13 protein-coding genes are annotated in these 16,861 nt (G+C 72.1%); all 13 read right to left on the bottom strand.

Features of this window, described 5'->3' with window-relative positions:
- Window positions 1–112 precede the first annotated feature (112 nt).
- Window positions 113–2,281 carry a primosomal protein N' gene (locus ACZ3KJ_RS15765; RefSeq protein WP_467527322.1) on the bottom strand — a complete coding sequence of 723 codons (2,169 nt, stop codon included), beginning with the start codon at window positions 2,279–2,281 and terminating at the stop codon, window positions 113–115.
- Window positions 2,282–2,305: 24 nt separating this feature from the next.
- Window positions 2,306–3,934: a nuclease/transposase family protein gene (locus ACZ3KJ_RS15760; RefSeq protein WP_467527320.1), complete on the bottom strand. Its 1,629-nt coding sequence runs from the start codon at window positions 3,932–3,934 to the stop codon at window positions 2,306–2,308.
- A 301-nt stretch (window positions 3,935–4,235) separates the two neighbouring features.
- Window positions 4,236–5,444, bottom strand: coding sequence for a methionine adenosyltransferase (gene metK / locus ACZ3KJ_RS15755; protein WP_389519561.1), 1,209 nt, complete (start codon window positions 5,442–5,444; stop codon window positions 4,236–4,238).
- 239 nt (window positions 5,445–5,683) lie between these two features.
- On the bottom strand, window positions 5,684–6,886 hold the full coding sequence (coaBC, locus tag ACZ3KJ_RS15750) for a bifunctional phosphopantothenoylcysteine decarboxylase/phosphopantothenate--cysteine ligase CoaBC (RefSeq protein WP_467527318.1): 1,203 nt from the start codon (window positions 6,884–6,886) through the stop codon (window positions 5,684–5,686).
- A gap of 120 nt (window positions 6,887–7,006) precedes the next feature.
- Window positions 7,007–7,279 (bottom strand): DNA-directed RNA polymerase subunit omega, encoded by a 273-nt coding sequence (rpoZ, locus tag ACZ3KJ_RS15745; protein ID WP_003977348.1) that lies wholly within the window; start codon window positions 7,277–7,279, stop codon window positions 7,007–7,009.
- 51 nt (window positions 7,280–7,330) lie between these two features.
- On the bottom strand, window positions 7,331–7,888 hold the full coding sequence (gene gmk / locus ACZ3KJ_RS15740) for a guanylate kinase (RefSeq protein WP_385067076.1): 558 nt from the start codon (window positions 7,886–7,888) through the stop codon (window positions 7,331–7,333).
- 60 nt (window positions 7,889–7,948) lie between these two features.
- Window positions 7,949–8,272 carry an integration host factor gene (locus tag ACZ3KJ_RS15735; RefSeq protein ID WP_130444535.1) on the bottom strand — a complete coding sequence of 108 codons (324 nt, stop codon included), beginning with the start codon at window positions 8,270–8,272 and terminating at the stop codon, window positions 7,949–7,951.
- Between the two features lie 278 nt (window positions 8,273–8,550).
- Window positions 8,551–9,393, bottom strand: coding sequence for an orotidine-5'-phosphate decarboxylase (pyrF, locus tag ACZ3KJ_RS15730; protein WP_467527316.1), 843 nt, complete (start codon window positions 9,391–9,393; stop codon window positions 8,551–8,553).
- Window positions 9,390–10,496 carry a quinone-dependent dihydroorotate dehydrogenase gene (locus ACZ3KJ_RS15725; RefSeq protein WP_467527315.1) on the bottom strand — a complete coding sequence of 369 codons (1,107 nt, stop codon included), beginning with the start codon at window positions 10,494–10,496 and terminating at the stop codon, window positions 9,390–9,392. The genes pyrF and ACZ3KJ_RS15725 overlap by 4 nt, the downstream gene beginning before the upstream one ends.
- A 61-nt stretch (window positions 10,497–10,557) precedes the next feature.
- Entirely contained in the window at window positions 10,558–13,866 is a 3,309-nt protein-coding gene (gene carB, locus ACZ3KJ_RS15720) for a carbamoyl-phosphate synthase large subunit (RefSeq protein WP_467527314.1), read from the bottom strand.
- Window positions 13,859–15,001, bottom strand: coding sequence for a glutamine-hydrolyzing carbamoyl-phosphate synthase small subunit (gene carA / locus ACZ3KJ_RS15715; protein ID WP_467527312.1), 1,143 nt, complete (start codon window positions 14,999–15,001; stop codon window positions 13,859–13,861). The genes carB and carA overlap by 8 nt, the downstream gene beginning before the upstream one ends.
- Window positions 14,998–15,576: a PH-like domain-containing protein gene (locus tag ACZ3KJ_RS15710; protein WP_467527310.1), complete on the bottom strand. Its 579-nt coding sequence runs from the start codon at window positions 15,574–15,576 to the stop codon at window positions 14,998–15,000. The genes carA and ACZ3KJ_RS15710 overlap by 4 nt, the downstream gene beginning before the upstream one ends.
- A complete protein-coding gene (locus ACZ3KJ_RS15705) occupies window positions 15,573–16,859 on the bottom strand; it encodes a dihydroorotase (RefSeq protein WP_467527309.1) in 1,287 nt (428 codons plus the stop codon). Before ACZ3KJ_RS15705 ends, ACZ3KJ_RS15710 begins: the two co-directional genes overlap by 4 nt.
- Window positions 16,860–16,861: the final 2 nt, after the last annotated feature.

Here is a 16,861-nt window from a genome sequence, read left to right as displayed (position 1 = left end):
GCCCCGGGACAACGGCAGTACGCCATCGAGAGCCGTCCAGGAGCCCGGTCCCCGTCCGTGCCCGGTCCCCGTCCGACCCGGTCCCCGTCCGTGCCGGTCCCCGTCCGTGCCGTCAGCCGATGTCGGGCGGGTCGATCCGCACCCACACCGCCGCCGACGCGCCTCCCCCGTTCCCGCCGCGGGCCATCCGGGCCGCCTGCGCGGTCTTCAGCGCGGAGGCCAGTGCGGACCCCCGCCCCGGCGGCACCCGGACCAGTGCCCTCTCCCACTGCTCCCCGGGCGGCGGCGCCCCCGGCCGCCGTGCCCGCCCCGCAGGGGTGACCGGCAGCGGGACGGGTCCCAGCACCTCGGCCTCCGGGGGCAGTTCCACGGCGTCCAGGAACGCGGCCACCGCCTCCCCCGTGCCCGCCACCGCCGCCATCCGGGACACCGGCGGGAATCCCAGTTCGGCCCGCTCGGCGAGTTCCCGCACCGCGTGCCCGACCGGGTCCCAGCGCACCAGCGCCTGCACCGGCCGCAGGGTCGGTTCGGCGACGACGACCACGGTGCCGCCGTCCCCCTGCGGCCGGACCAGCGAGGCGGCCGCGATCCACCGCCGCAGGGCGTCCTCCCCGGCCCGCAGGTCGGGCCGCCCGAGCATGGCCCAGCCGTCCAGCAGCAGGGCCGCCGCGTAGCCGCCCTCGGCGACGGGCTCGGCGCCCGGGGTGCTGACGACGAGCGCGGGCGTCCCCGGCACGGTGTCCAGCACCTGCTCACGCCCGGACGTGCGCACGGGGACGGCGGGGAACGCCCGCCCCAGTTCCTCGGCGGTCCGCCGCGCCCCGACGACCTGCGCCCGCAGCCGGAACCCCCCGCACTCGGGGCAGTGCCAGGCGCTCTCCTCCCGCCCGCACCACCCGCACGACAGCTCGCCGCCGTCGCGCGCCTCCAGCGGGCCGGAGCAGTGCCGGCACCGCGCCGGCGCCCGGCAGGCGGCGCACGCCATCCGCGGCACGTACCCCCGCCGCGGCACCTGGACGAGCACCGGCCCGTGCCGCAGTCCCTCCCGGACGGCCTGCCAGGCGAGCGTCGGCAACCGGGCCGCCCGGGCGGCCTCGTCCCGCGCGAGGTCCTGGTCCCCCACGGTCCGCACCAGCGGCGCCGCCCGCCGCACCTGCTCCCGCGCGGCGGCCAGCGGCCGCGCCCAGCCGCTCTGGACGAGCTGCGCACCCTCGACGGTGCAGCTCCATCCGCCCATCAGGAAGGCGCACCCGTCCTGGGCGGCCCGCAGCAGCAGCACGTCCCGCGCATGCGGCTGCGGCGCGTGCTGCTCGCTGTGGCTGTCGTCGCCGTCGTCCCAGATCACCAGCAGTCCGAGGTCGCGCACCGGGGCGAACATGGCGGCCCGCGTCCCGACGACCGCCCGGACCGCACCCCGTCGCACGGCGAGCCACTGCCCGTACCGCTTCTCCGGCCCGGCGTCGGCGGTGAGGAGCGCGTGCCGTCCCTCCCCCAGCACGCCGGTCAGCGCGGCGTCCACCCGGGCGGCGGCCCGCCCGTCCGGGACGACGACGAGGGCGCCGCGTCCGGAGGCCAGCGTCGCGGCGACGGCCCGCGCCACCTCCTCGCTCCAGCCGGGCCCCGGCAGCGCGTTCCACACGGCGCGCGGGGACGCCCCGGACGCCAGCGCCCCCAGGAAGGCGGCCCCGTGTTCGTAGCGGGCCCAGGACCCGGTCTCCGGCGCCGGCGGCGGGGGCAGCGGCGCGGGCGAGGGCCGCTGCTCCGCCCGGGCGCTGCGCGGCGGCACGGCCAGTTGCAGCACGTCCGCCAGGCTCCCCGCGTACCGGTCGGCGACGGCCCGCGCCAGCCCGAGCAGCTCCGCGCTCAGGACGCGCTCCGGCGACACCACCTGGGCGAGGGCGGCCAGCGGCCCCGCGTAGTCCGACTCGGCGAGCCGCTCGACCAGGAAGCCGTCGACGAGCCCGCCGCCCTCACGCCGTCCCTCGCGCACCCGCCCGCGCCCGGCGCCGAACCGGACCCGCACGCGCACACCGGGCTGGGCGTCGGCGTCCAGCTCGGCCGGCACCGCGTAGTCGAAGTACCGGTCGAGGTGCAGCACCCCCTTGTCGACCAGCACCCGGGCGACCGGCAGCTCCTCGGCCAGGGCGGCCCCCCGCCACGTCCGCGGCTTCGCCCGCGGCACCTTGGCCCGGCGCACGCTCTCCCGGATCAGCGCGAGCTGCTCCGGCGGCGCCCCGTCGCCACCGGCGCCGCCTTCCCCGTGCCCGTTCTCGCTGCTCACGCTTGCATTCTTACCAAACCGTTCCTAGAGACTGAGCGGGAGTGAGTCCTGTTGCCAGGATTCAGGCTCAGCCGGATGCCCCGAACGGTGTTGGGCGCCCTGGTCCCCCGCGTTCGCTCCGCGTCCGGGCGGCACGGATCGGGTCCGTGGTCCGAGGATGCGGGGGCGGGGTTCCTCACGTTCTGGGGTGTCCGGTGTGGCCTGGGCGGTCCGATGCCCCACTGCATCACTCCGGTGCTGTGGGGGCGGTGTCGTCCGTCGCCGGATCGGGTGTCCCAGAGCGCGCCTGCCGATCGCCACGGCGGCCGCGTCGTGGCGGGTTGTCTTGCGGGTCGTGGTGGTGAGGGGGTTTCGCCAGTGCTGGGCGCCCCACCGGGAGGTGTAGGCGGGGTCGACGGCGATGATGGGGATGCCGAGTTCGGCCGCCATCGATACCAGTCGGGCCCGCAGCCTGGAGGTGGGCATGCCGGAGATGAGGTTGCGGAAGCGTTTGCGGCGGCCGTGCTTCTCGCGGGTGGTGTCGGCGGTGAAGTCGAGGTCTTCGATCGCGATGGACAACCCGTGGCGCTTGGCCCAGTGCAGCAGGCGGATCAGGGCGTGGCGTACCTGGGCGTCGCGGTGGGAGGCACGGCCGGACAGGTCGTAGCCGAACCGGTGTGGTTCGCCGACGGGGTTGCCGTGCCGGTCCAGCCGCCAGGCGGCCAGGTGGTCGGCGTTGGTGTCCACGCCGACCACGCCGTGAGCGCGGGCCGTGGCCAGGGGCACGGTCTTGACCGGGGGGATCGTCCATGATGCCGTGAGGTACCAGCGGCCGCGTGTGGTGTCTTCATGGATGCGGTAGGCGACGGCCCGGTTCGCCTGGATGCGGTCGGCCCACTGTTCGCCCCGGTGCGCGAAGGCCACGCGGGCGGTGAGCACATACCGGCCGTGCGGGGCGTTCGCCAGATGCGCCAACGGGGCCGGGAGCTTGAGGGAGACCTCGCCGTCGGGGGTGACGCGAACGGTTTCGTTGCCGAACCGCTTCCCGCTCTCGCCGTCCGCGTGCAGGAACCTGCGTTCGGCCTGCCACCGTGTGCGCCACTGTTCCTCGGTGAGGTGTGCGGCGTCCAGGTTGTGGCGGGTGTTCAGCAGCCGTTTCCCGCCCCGTACCACACGCACGACTCCGGCCTCACGGTCGGCCCGCGCCGCCTGGAGCCGGTCGGCGAGCACGTGCAGACGGCGGGTCTTGGCGTGCCACTCCTGCCGGGTGCGGTAGCCGCCCAGAGCGCGTTTGCCACCTTTCTCCCCGACCGGAAGGGACAGCCGGTGCGCGATCGTGCGCACACCCGCTTCCAGGCTCTGGATGTGCGCGAGCTGTGCACGCCGGGCGAGCGCCCACTGATCGTGCGTGGCTTTCGAGATGCTCCCCGCCCACCGCGAGGAGGACTCCTCCGTCAGGGCCCGCTTGCGCTCGGCCCACTGCCCGGTGTCATGGTCCAGCCCGGCCGTGCAGCGGGCTTTCAGATCGCGGGAGGCGAGCATGCCCAGATGGTCACCGACCAGACGAAGAACCTGTTCGTCCTCGGCAGTCAGGTGCTTGAGCCGGTCACGGACCGAGACTCCCGACGGGCCGAGGGCGACGAACGGTGCTGCCATCTCCCGAAGCCCGCTCATCCCGCCCCGTGTCGGCCGACAACCCCTCACCACGCTCAACGACCCCCACGGGCAAAGGTCACACATTCGACCGGGGAACTTTCGTTCTCTGACACAGGGCCGCACGTGCCGCAGCCCGGGCACTCACTCATGCACGCCGGAACACACCTGTGCGCAGTCAACCGGCAGCAGCTCGCAACCCCTCCGACAACGGCCCCCACCGCGGAGCCCGCCCGCCCGGGACACCGCCCCGCACGCGAAAGGCCCGGCGCCCCCCGAAGGGACACCGGGCCTCGCTCACCGCGGGGCGTGGCGACCGGTCCTACAGGCCCGCCGCCTCGCGCAGCGCCTCCACCCGGTCCGTGCGCTCCCACGTGAAGTCGGGCAGCTCCCGGCCGAAGTGGCCGTAGGCGGCGGTCTGGGCGTAGATCGGGCGGAGCAGGTCGAGGTCGCGGATGATCGCGGCCGGACGGAGGTCGAAGACCTCGTCGATGGCCTTCTCGATCTTCTCCGGGTCGACCTTGTGCGTGCCGAAGGTCTCGACGAACAGACCGACCGGCTCGGCCTTGCCGATCGCGTAGGCGACCTGGACCTCGCAGCGCGCGGCCAGGCCGGCGGCGACGACGTTCTTCGCGACCCAGCGCATCGCGTACGCCGCGGAACGGTCGACCTTGGACGGGTCCTTGCCGGAGAAGGCACCGCCGCCGTGGCGGGCGAAGCCGCCGTACGTGTCGATGATGATCTTGCGGCCGGTGAGTCCGGCGTCGCCCATGGGGCCGCCGATCTCGAAGCGGCCGGTGGGGTTCACCAGCAGGCGGTAGTTCTCGGTGTCGATCTTGATGCCCTCGTCGAGGAGCGCCTTCAGCTCCGGCTCGACGACGAACTCGCGGATGTCGGGAGCGAGCAGCGATTCCAGGTCGATGTCGGACGCGTGCTGCGAGGAGACGACGACGGTGTCGAGGCGGACCGCCTTGTCGCCGTCGTACTCGATGGTGACCTGGGTCTTGCCGTCGGGGCGCAGGTAGGGGATGGTCCCGTTCTTGCGGACGTCCGAGAGCCGCTTGGACAGGCGGTGGGCCAGGAAGATCGGCAGCGGCATCAGCGTCGGCGTCTCGTCGGACGCGTAGCCGAACATCAGGCCCTGGTCGCCGGCGCCCTGCCGGTCCAGTTCGTCGTCGTCGCCCTCAACCCGGGTCTCATACGCCGTGTCGACACCCTGGGCGATGTCCGGGGACTGCGCACCGATGGACACCGAGACACCGCAGGAGGCGCCGTCGAAGCCCTTCTTGGAGGAGTCGTAGCCGATCTCGAGGATCTTGTCCCGGACGAGCTGCGGGATCGGCGCGTACGCCTGGGTGGTGACCTCTCCGGCCACGTGCACGAGGCCGGTCGTGATCAGCGTCTCGACGGCGACCCGGGACGTGGGGTCCTCGCGGAGCAACGCGTCGAGGATGGTGTCGCTGATCTGGTCAGCGATCTTGTCGGGGTGACCCTCGGTCACGGACTCCGAGGTGAACAGGCGACGGGACACAACGCTCCCTGGGGTTGCAGCGGCTGCTGGCTGATCATTGGCGGACGCGACGGGAGCTGCGCCCGGCGTCGTCCGAGAACAGTTTATCGGTCGCGCTTCGCCACCGGCCCACCCGTCTCGCCTCTCGGGAGCGCTGTGACCTGCGGCACTGGCATTCTGCCGAATGCCCGGCACTGTTGGCCAGATCAGCCACGCCCGGTTGAGCGAGCCGTAACAGAACGGCGAAGCGCATCAAACAGTCAGCCCAGGCGCCGCGCCACCAGGTCCCACACGGTTTCGGCCAAGGCCTCCTTGGGGCCGTGGGGTACGGCGGTCTCGCTGCCGTCGGCGCCCAGGACGACGGCCTCGTTGTCCTCGGAGCCGAAGGTCTTGAGCTCCCCCACCTCATTGACCACCAGCAGGTCACAGCCCTTGCGCCGGAGCTTCGCGCGGCCGTTGGCCAGTACGTCGTCCGTCTCCGCGGCGAAGCCGACGACGATTTGACCCGGATGGGCGCGTCCGGTCGAGACCTCCGCGAGGATGTCCGGATTACGCACGAGGACCAGGGGTTCCGGTTCCTGGCCGTCCCGCTTCTTGATCTTGCCGGCCGCGTACGCCGCCGGGCGGAAGTCGGCGACGGCGGCGGCCATGACGACCGCGTCGGCGTCGGCGGCCGCCTTCAGCACCGCCTCGCGCATCTGCACGGCCGTACCGACCTGGACGACGTCCACGCCGGCGGGGTCGGGCAGGCCGGTGTTGGCGGCGACCAGCGTCACCCGGGCCCCGCGGGCGGCGGCGGTCCGGGCGAGGGCGTAGCCCTGCTTGCCGGAGGAGCGGTTGCCGAGGAAGCGGACGGGGTCGAGGGGTTCGCGGGTCCCGCCGGCGCTGACGACGACGTGCCGGCCGGCGAGGTCGGGCTCGCGCACCCCCCTGGCCAGCACGCGGCGGCACACCTCGAAGATCTCGGCCGGGTCGGGCAGCCGCCCCTTGCCGGTGTCGACGCCGGTCAGGCGGCCCACGGCCGGCTCGATGACGACCGCGCCGCGGCGGCGCAGCGTCGCCACGTTCTCCTGGGTGGCCGGGTGCTCCCACATCTCGGTGTGCATGGCGGGGGCGAAGACGACCGGGCAGCGGGCGGTGAGCAGGGTGTTCGTGAGCAGGTCGTCCGCCAGGCCGTGGGCGGCCTTCGCGAGCATGTCCGCGGTGGCGGGGGCGACGACCACCAGGTCGGCGCGCTGGCCGATCCGGACGTGGGGCACCTCGTGGACGTCGTCCCAGACCTCGGTGGAGACCGGGTTCCCGGAGAGCGCGGACCAGGTCGCGGCGCCGACGAAGTGCAGGGCGGAGGCGGTGGGGACGACCCGTACGTCATGGCCGGACTCCGTCAGCCTGCGCAGCAGCTCGCACGCCTTGTAGGCGGCGATGCCACCGCTGACCCCCAGAACGACCTTCGGCTTGTCCACCGTCTCTCCCCGGACCTCGGATGGGGCACGCCGCGGCTCCGGCGTACCGGTTCATCACACACCACAGGCCCGACAGTCGTGCTGCCGGGCCTGTGGAACAACCAACTGCGAGCTGGAAGGCTACTGGGCCGGGCCCTCGATGGCCTCGGACGTCAGCAGCCCCGCGTTGATCTCGCGGAGGGCGATCGAGAGCGGCTTCTCGTGGACGTGGGTGTCGACGAGCGGACCGACGTACTCGAGGAGGCCCTCGCCGAGCTGCGAGTAGTACGCGTTGATCTGGCGGGCCCGCTTGGCCGCGTAGATCACGAGGCTGTACTTCGAGTCGGTGGCCTCGAGGAGCTCGTCGATCGGCGGGTTGATGATGCCCTCGGGCGCGGAGATGGAAGAGGACACGCTCTACCTTCCGATGGATGGAAAAGGATCAGTCTGAAGGATCAGGCTCGATCACACAACGTCTGTCAAGGCTAGCAGCTCACGCGCCACGTCCTCGACGGAGGTGTTGACCAGGGTCTCGTCGAACTCCGGCTCCGCCGCCAGCTCGACCTTCGCCGCCTCCAGACGGCGCTCGATCACCTCGGGCGGCTCGGTGCCCCGCCCGGTGAGCCTGCGCACCAGCTCCTCCCAGGAGGGCGGAGCCAGGAACACCAGCTGGGCCTCCGGCATGGACGCGCGGACCTGCCGGGCGCCCTGGAGGTCGATCTCCAGCAGGACGGGCTCGCCGGCCTCCAGACGCTCCAGCACGGCGGCTCGCGGGGTGCCGTAGCGGTTGCCGGCGAACTCGGCCCACTCCAGCAGCTCACCGTTGGCGATCAGCTTGTCCATCTCGTCGTCGGCGACGAAGAAGTAGTGGACCCCGTGCTTCTCGCCGGGGCGGGGCTTGCGGGTCGTCGCCGACACCGAGAGCCAGACCTCGGGGTGTTCCTTGCGCATATGGGCGACGACCGTGCTCTTGCCGACCCCGGAGGGGCCGGAGAGCACGGTCAGCCGCGGACGTTCACTCATGCAGCGATTATTCCAGTTGTCCCGCGGTGCCCGGGACCCTCTGCCCGGGGCACCTCGGACTCACTTGGCGGTCTCGCCGAACTCACGCTCCAGAGAGGCGATCTGGTTGGAGCCGAGGCCGCGCACCCGGCGGCTCTCGGAGATGCCGAGTCGCTCCATGATCTGCTTGGCGCGGACCTTGCCCACGCCCGGCAGGGACTCGAGCAGGGCGGAGACCTTCATCTTGCCGATGACGTCGTTCTCCTGGCCCTGCTTGATGACCTCGTGAAGGGAGGCGCCGGAGTGCTTCAGTCGATTCTTGACCTCGGCCCGCTCCCGGCGAGCCGCGGCGGCCTTTTCGAGCGCGGCTGCGCGCTGTTCGGGGGTAAGGGGCGGAAGAGCCACGCCTACGTCACCTCGGATGTCGAACTGTCGGATACGGACCGGTGAGGAACCTAGTCGCCCCACACCTGGGGAGCCACGAGCAACACGCTTGCCCGTTCACTCTCCGTCGGAGACTAGCGGCCAACTCCGCCAGAGTCAGCGAGAACAGAGGAAAAGTCCTGGTCAGCCTCCGTCAGGCCGGACATTGAGGACATAATGCCCCGGATTTGAGAATGTATCCAGACTCAAAACCGGCCCCGGCCGCCCGGCCGAATCCCCGGTCGGGCGGCTGTCGGCGATCAGACGGCCGCCACGGCGGCCCTGACCTCGTCGGCGAACCGGTCCGCGGCGTCACGCAGAGCGACCGCGTCGGGACCGTGGCGCAACACTCCGCGGCTCACGTTCGGCACGACGTTGCGCACCGCGGCCCCGAAGACCCGGGGCAGATCCGCCGCGGTCGCCCCCTGCGCCCCGATGCCGGGGGCGAGCAGCGGGCCGTTGACGGCGAGGTCGTACGAGGACAGGTCGCCGACCGTGGCGCCGACGACCGCCCCGAAGGAGCCGAGCGGCTCCTCCCCCTCGTTCTCGGCGGCCAGGTGCCGCAGCATCGTCGCGCCGACGCTGCGGCCGTCCGCGCGCACCGCGTGCTGGACCTCGCCGCCCTCGGGGTTCGACGTCAGGGCGAGCACGAACAGACCGGTGCCGCTCTCGCGCGCGAGGGCGACGGCGGGGCTCAGGGAGCCGTAGCCGAGGTAGGGCGAGACGGTGAGGGCGTCGGAGAACAGCGGGGCGCCCTGGCGCAGGTAGGCCTCGGCGTACCCGGCCATGGTCGAGCCGATGTCGCCGCGCTTGGCGTCCATCACGACCAGGGTCCCGGCCGAGCGCGCCTCCTGGACGACCCGCTCCAGGACGGCGACGCCGCGGGAGCCGAAGCGTTCGAAGAAGGCGCTCTGCGGCTTCATGACGGCGACCCGGTCGGCCAGTGCCTCGACGACGGTCCGGCCGAACCGCTCCAGCCCGGCGACGTCGTCGCCGAGCCCCCACTCGGCGAGCAGGGACGCGTGCGGGTCGATCCCGACGCAGAGCGGTCCGCGCTCGTCCATGGCCCGGCGCAGGCGCGCGCCGAAGGGTTCCAGGGTCATGCGGTGCTCCTCACGTCGGCGCCGACCGCGTCGGCCAGCGTGGCGTACGGGCTCTGGCGCAGCCGTGCCGCGAGCCCCTTGTGGACGGCGCGGCCCCAGAAGGGCCCCTCGTAGATGAAGGCGCTGTAGCCCTGGACCAGCGTGGCGCCGGCGAGGATGCGCTGCCAGGCGTCCTCGGCGTTCTCGATGCCGCCGACGCCCACCAGGGTGACGCGGTCGCCCACGCGCGCGTAGAGGCGGCGCAGCACCTCCAGGGAGCGCGTCTTGAGCGGGGCGCCGGACAGCCCGCCCGTCTCCTTCACCAGCGCGGGGTCGGACGTCAGACCGAGCCCGTCCCGCGCGATGGTGGTGTTCGTGGCGATGATCCCGTCCAGGCCGAGTTCGACGGCCAGGTCGGCGACCGCGTCCACGTCCTCGTCGGCGAGGTCCGGCGCGATCTTCACCAGCAGCGGGACCCGGCGGTCGGCGACCGTGCGGTCGGCGGCCTCGCGGACGGCGCCGAGCAGAGGGCGCAGCGCCTCGGTCGCCTGGAGGTTGCGCAGACCGGGCGTGTTCGGCGAGGAGACGTTCACTACCAGGTAGTCGGCGTACGGCGCGAGCCGCTCGGTCGACTTCACGTAGTCGGCGACGGCCTCGGCCTCGGGGACGGCCTTGGTCTTGCCGATGTTGACGCCGACGACGGTTCTGAAGACGGGCTCGCGGGAGGCCAGGCGGGCGGCGACGGCCAGCGACCCCTCGTTGTTGAAGCCCATGCGGTTGATCAGCGCCCGGTCGTCGACGAGGCGGAACAGCCGCTTCCTGGGGTTGCCCGGCTGCGCCTCCCCCGTCACCGTGCCGATCTCGACGTGGTCGAAGCCGAGCATGGACATCCCGTCGATCGCGACGGCGTTCTTGTCGAAGCCGGCGGCGAGCCCGAAGGGGCCGTGCATGCGCAGCCCGAAGGCCTCGGTGCGCAGTTCCCGGTGGCGGGGGGCCAGCACGGCGGCGGCGAAGACGCGCAGCACGGGGACGCGGACGGCCAGGCGGATCCAGCGGAAGGCCAGGTGATGGGCCTTCTCCGGGTCCATCCGCCGGAAGACCAGGTGGAAGAAGAGCTTGTACATGAAGGTGTGTCCTCATACAGAGGGGGACACCGTTTCCGGTGTCCCCCTCGTCGGCTGCCGGCTAGTCGCGGGCCGCGGTCAGGTGTTCGGCGTGTTCCTGGAGCGAGCGGACGCCCACGTCACCGTGGTTGAGGGCGTCGATGCCCTGGACGGCGGCGGCGAGCGCCTGGACCGTCGTCAGGCAGGGCACGGACCGGGCCACGGCCGCCGTGCGGATCTCGTAGCCGTCGAGGCGGCCGCCGGTGCCGTACGGGGTGTTGACGATGAGGTCGACCTCCCCGTCGTGGATCAGCTGGACGATGGTCTTCTCGCCGTTCGGGCCGGTGCCCTCGGACTGCTTGCGCACGACCGTGGCGTTGATGCCGTTGCGGCGCAGGACCTCGGCGGTGCCGGAGGTGGCGAGCAGCTCGAAGCCGTGGCCGACGAGCTCGCGCGCCGGGAAGATCATCGAGCGCTTGTCGCGGTTGGCGACCGAGATGAACGCGCGGCCCTTGGTGGGCAGCGGGCCGTAGGCGCCCGCCTGCGACTTGGCGTACGCCGTGCCGAAGACCGAGTCGATGCCCATGACCTCGCCGGTGGAGCGCATCTCCGGGCCGAGGACGGTGTCGACGCCGCGTCCGGAGGTGTCCCGGAAGCGGCTCCAGGGCATCACGGCCTCCTTCACCGAGATCGGCGCGTCCAGCGGCTGCTCGCCGCCGTCGCCGGTCGCCGGGAGCAGGCCCTCGCCGCGCAGCTCGGCGACGGTCGCGCCGAGCGAGATGCGGGCGGCGGCCTTCGCCAGCGGCACCGCCGTCGCCTTGGAGGTGAAGGGCACGGTGCGGGACGCGCGCGGGTTGGCCTCCAGGACGTACAGGATGTCGCCGGCCATCGCGAACTGGATGTTGATCAGGCCGCGGACGCCGACGCCCTTGGCGATGGCCTCCGTGGAGGCGCGCAGCCGCTTGATGTCGAAGCCGCCGAGGGTGATCGGGGGCAGGGCGCACGCCGAGTCGCCGGAGTGGATGCCGGCCTCCTCGATGTGCTCCATGACACCGCCGAGGTACAGCTCCTCGCCGTCGTAGAGGGCGTCGACGTCGATCTCGATGGCGTCGTCGAGGAAGCGGTCGACGAGGACCGGCCGGGTGGGGCTGATCTCGGTCGACTCGGCGATGTAGGCGGACAGCCGGGTCTCGTCGTAGACGATCTCCATGCCGCGGCCGCCGAGGACGTACGACGGCCGGACGAGGACCGGGTAGCCGATCTCGTCGGCGATGGCCTTGGCCTCGGTGAAGGTGGTGGCCGTGCCGTGCTTCGGGGCGGGCAGGCCCGCCTCGGCGAGCACCCGCCCGAAGGCGCCCCGGTCCTCGGCCGCGTGGATCGCCTCGGGCGGGGTGCCGACGATCGGCACGCCGTTGTCCTTCAGCGCCTGCGCCAGGCCCAGCGGGGTCTGGCCGCCGAGCTGGACGACGACGCCCGCGATCGGGCCGGCCTGGGTCTCCGCGTGGACGATCTCCAGCACGTCCTCGAGCGTCAGCGGCTCGAAGTACAGGCGGTCGGAGGTGTCGTAGTCCGTGGAGACGGTCTCCGGGTTGCAGTTGACCATCACGGTCTCGTACCCGGCGTCGGACAGGGCGAAGGAGGCGTGGACGCAGGAGTAGTCGAACTCGATGCCCTGCCCGATGCGGTTGGGGCCGGAGCCCAGGATGATGACGGCCGGCTTCTCGCGCGGCGCGACCTCGCTCTCCTCGTCGTAGGAGGAGTAGAAGTACGGCGTCTTCGCGGCGAACTCGGCGGCGCAGGTGTCGACCGTCTTGTAGACCGGGCGGATGCCCAGCGCGTGCCGCACCTCGCGCACGACGTCCTCGCGCAGCCCGCGGATCTCGGCGATCTGCTGGTCGGAGAAGCCGTGCCGCTTGGCCTCGGCGAGCAGTTCGGAGGTGAGCTCCGGCGCCTCGGCGAGGTCGTCCGCGATCTCCTTGATGAGGAAGAGCTGGTCGACGAACCAGGGGTCGATCTTCGTGTACTCGAAGACCTCCTCCGGGGTGGCGCCCGCGCGGATCGCCTGCATGACGGTGTTGATCCGGCCGTCGGTGGGGCGCACCGCCTCGCGCAGCAGCTCCTCCTTGTCACCGGTCTCGCCGACGAAGGTGAACTGGCTGCCCTTCTTCTCCAGCGAGCGCATCGCCTTCTGGAAGGCCTCGGTGAAGTTGCGGCCGATGGCCATGGCCTCGCCGACCGACTTCATGGTCGTCGTCAGCGTGGAGTCGGCGCTCGGGAACTTCTCGAAGGCGAAGCGGGGGGCCTTCACGACCACGTAGTCGAGCGTGGGCTCGAAGGAGGCCGGGGTCTCCTGCGTGATGTCGTTGGGGATCTCGTCGAGGGTGTAGCCGACGGCGAGCTTGGCCGCGATCTTGGCGATGGGGAAGCCGGTCGCCTTGGAGGCCAGCGCCGAGGAGCGGGACACGCGCGGGTTCATCTCGATGACGATGACCCGGCCGTCGGCGGGGTTCACCGCGAACTGGATGTTGCAGCCGCCGGTGTCGACGCCGACCTCGCGGATGACGGCGATGCCGATGTCGCGCAGGATCTGGTACTCGCGGTCGGTCAGCGTCATCGCGGGCGCGACGGTGATCGAGTCGCCGGTGTGCACGCCCATGGGGTCGAAGTTCTCGATGGAGCAGACGACCACGACGTTGTCGTGCTTGTCGCGCATCAGCTCCAGCTCGTACTCCTTCCAGCCGAGGATGGACTCCTCCAGGAGCACCTCGGTGGTCGGGGAGAGCGTGAGGCCCTGGCCGGCGATGCGGCGCAGCTCCTCCTCGTCGTGGGCGAAGCCGGAGCCGGCGCCGCCCATGGTGAAGGAGGGGCGGACGACGACCGGGTAGCCGCCGAGTTCGTCGACGCCGGCGAGGACGTCGTCCATGGAGTGGCAGATGACCGAGCGGGCGGACTCGCCGTGCCCGATCTTCTTGCGGACCTCCTCGACGACCAGCTTGAACTGGTCGCGGTCCTCGCCCTTGTGGATGGCGGTGACGTTGGCGCCGATCAGCTCGACGCCGTACTTCTCCAGGACGCCGTTCTCGTGCAGCGAGATGGCGGTGTTCAGGGCCGTCTGGCCGCCCAGGGTGGGCAGCAGGGCGTCGGGGCGCTCCTTGGCGATGATCTTCTCGACGAACTCCGGGGTGATCGGCTCGACGTAGGTGGCGTCGGCGATCTCCGGGTCGGTCATGATCGTCGCCGGGTTGGAGTTGACCAGGATGACCCGGAGCCCCTCGGCGCGCAGGACGCGGCACGCCTGGGTGCCGGAGTAGTCGAACTCGGCGGCCTGGCCGATGACGATCGGGCCGGAGCCGATGACCAGGACGGACTGGATATCGGTGCGCTTAGGCACGCTGGCCCTCCATCAGGGATACGAAGCGGTCGAACAGGTAGGCGGCGTCGTGCGGACCGGCGGCCGCTTCGGGGTGGTACTGGACGGAGAAGGCCGGCTGGTCGAGCAGCTGGAGCCCCTCCACGACGTCGTCGTTGAGGCAGACGTGGGAGACCTCGGCGCGGCCGAACTCGGTCTCGCTGACCCGGTCGAGCGGCGCGTCCACGGCGAAGCCGTGGTTGTGCGCGGTGACCTCGACCTTGCCGGTCGTGCGGTCCTGGACCGGCTGGTTGATGCCGCGGTGGCCGTACTTCAGCTTGTAGGTGCCGAAGCCGAGGGCGCGGCCGAGGATCTGGTTGCCGAAGCAGATGCCGAACAGGGGCGTCCTGCGCCGGAGCACCTCGCTCATCAGCGCGACCGGTCCGTCGGCGGTGGCCGGGTCGCCGGGGCCGTTGGAGAAGAACACGCCGTCGGGGCCGACGGCGTAGACGTCGTCCGCGGAGGCCGTCGCGGGCAGCACGTGCACCTCAATGCCGCGCTCGGCCATGCGGTGCGGGGTCATGCCCTTGATGCCGAGGTCGATCGCGGCGACCGTGAAGCGCTTCTCGCCGACCGCGGGGACGACGTACGCCTCCTGGGTGGCGACCTCCTCGTAGAGGCTGGCGCCCTTCATGTGCGGCTGGGCCTGCACCCGCGCCACGAGGTCCGCGTCGGGGGCGAGGGCCTGGCCGGAGAAGATCCCGGCCCGCATGGAGCCGCGCTCGCGCAGGTGGCGGGTGAGGGCGCGGGTGTCGATGCCGGAGATGCCGACGACGTCCTGCCGGACCAGTTCGTCGTCGAGCGACCGCCGGGAGCGCCAGTTCGAGGGCACGCGCGCGGGGTCGCGCACGACGTAGCCGGAGACCCAGATGCGCCGGGACTCGTCGTCCTCGTCGTTCCAGCCGGTGTTGCCGATCTGCGGGGCGGTCGCGACGACGATCTGCCGGTCGTACGACGGGTCGGTGAGGGTCTCCTGGTAGCCGGTCATGCCGGTGGAGAACACCGCTTCGCCGAAGGTCTCCCCCACGGCTCCGTAGGCACGGCCGCGGAAGACACGGCCGTCCTCCAGGACGAGTACGGCGGGAGCCTTGGCGGTTCCCCTGGTGGAGGTCGTCATCGCGCGCCTTCCGTTTCCGTCTGAGTTTCCGTCTTTTTGATCATTGCGTTGATGGTGTCGACCCACTCGTTGTGCTCGGCGGCGGTGTCGGAGCGGAAGCCGGAGTCGATCAGCTTGTCGCCGTGCGCCCAGGTCACCACGAGCAGTCCGCCCTCGGTGAGGACCTTGCCGGCGATGCCCTTGCCGAGCACGGCCTCGCGCAGTGCGCCGGCCGGGACGAAGAAGTCGGTCGCGCCGGGGCGTACGACGTCCAGTCCCGCGTCCGTCAGAGTGAGCTCCACCCGGCTGCGGGTGCCCAGGCCGTGCGCCACGATGCGGTCGAGCCACTGCCCGGCGGTGGTGGAGCCGTGGTAGCGGCCGCTCATGCTCAGTCTCGCCGGGCCGGGGTCGTCCGGCGCGGTGGGCAGAGGCGGCAGGTCGCCCTGGAGCGTGCCGCGCCACTTCCAGCCCTCGCGCATCAGCCAGTACACGAGCGCGACGAACAGGGCGAGGCCGACGACCCAGCCGATCCGGGCGGCCCAGTCGGTCACTTCGGCCGATTCCTTCTCGGCCGCGAGCAGGATTACAGGTGTCACGTGAGCTTCCCGTCGACGAGCGTGGCCTTGCCCCGGAGCCACGTGTGCGTCACACGGCCCGGCAGCTCACGCCCCTCGTACGGGGTGTTCCGGCTGCGCGAGGCGAAGCCCGCGGGGTCCACCGACCCACGGTATGCCGTGTCGACGAGCGTGAGGTTGGCGGGCTCACCAGCCGAGACGGGGCGCCCGTGGCCCTTCGCCTGCCCGATCCGGGCCGGCGTGGCGGACATGCGGTCGGCGACCCCGGCCCAGTCGAGGAGCCCGGTCTCCACCATCGTCTCCTGGACCACTGACAGCGCGGTCTCCAGGCCGACCATGCCCATGGCGGCCGCGGCCCACTCGCAGTCCTTGTCCTCGTGCGGGTGCGGGGCGTGGTCGGTGGCGACGATGTCGATCGTGCCGTCGGCGAGCGCCTCGCGCAGGGCGTGCACGTCGCGCTCGGTGCGCAGCGGCGGGTTGACCTTGTAGACCGGGTTGTAGGTGCGCACCAGTTCGTCGGTGAGCAGCAGGTGGTGCGGGGTGACCTCGGCGGTGACCCGGATGCCGCGGGACTTCGCCCAGCGCACGATCTCGACCGAGCCCGCGGTGGAGAGGTGGCAGATGTGGACGCGGGAGCCGACGTGCTCGGCGAGCAGGACGTCCCGGGCGATGATCGATTCCTCGGCCACCGCGGGCCAGCCGCCCAGGCCCAGCTCGGAGGAGACGACGCCCTCGTTCATCTGGGCGCCCTCGGTCAGCCGGGGCTCCTGCGCGTGCTGGGCGACGACGCCGTCGAAGGCCTTCACGTACTCCAGCGCCCGCCGCATGATCACCGCGTCGTGGACGCACTTGCCGTCGTCGGAGAAGACGGTGACGCCGGCCGCCGACTCGTGCATGGCGCCCAGCTCGGCGAGCTTGCTGCCCTCCAGGCCGACGGTGACGGCGCCGATGGGCTGCACGTCGCAGTAGCCGTGCTCCCGGCCGAGCCGGTAGACCTGCTCGACGACACCGGCCGTGTCGGCCACGGGGAAGGTGTTGGCCATGGCGAACACGGCCGTGTAACCGCCGGAGGCGGCCGCCCGGGTGCCGGTCAGAACGGTCTCGGAGTCCTCGCGGCCCGGCTCGCGCAGATGGGTGTGCAGGTCGACCAGGCCGGGCAGCAGCACCTTGCCGTCGGCCTCGACGACCTGGGCGCCGTCGGCGGACAGCCCGGCGCCGACGGCCTCGATGACCTCGCCGTCGATCAGGACGTCCTGCGGCTCGCCACCGAGCACCTTCGCACCACGGATCAGGATCTTGCTCATGG

It is taken from the genome of Streptomyces sp. NPDC003248 (genome assembly GCF_055563235.1).
This window is presented reverse-complemented; position numbering and strand designations above follow the sequence as displayed.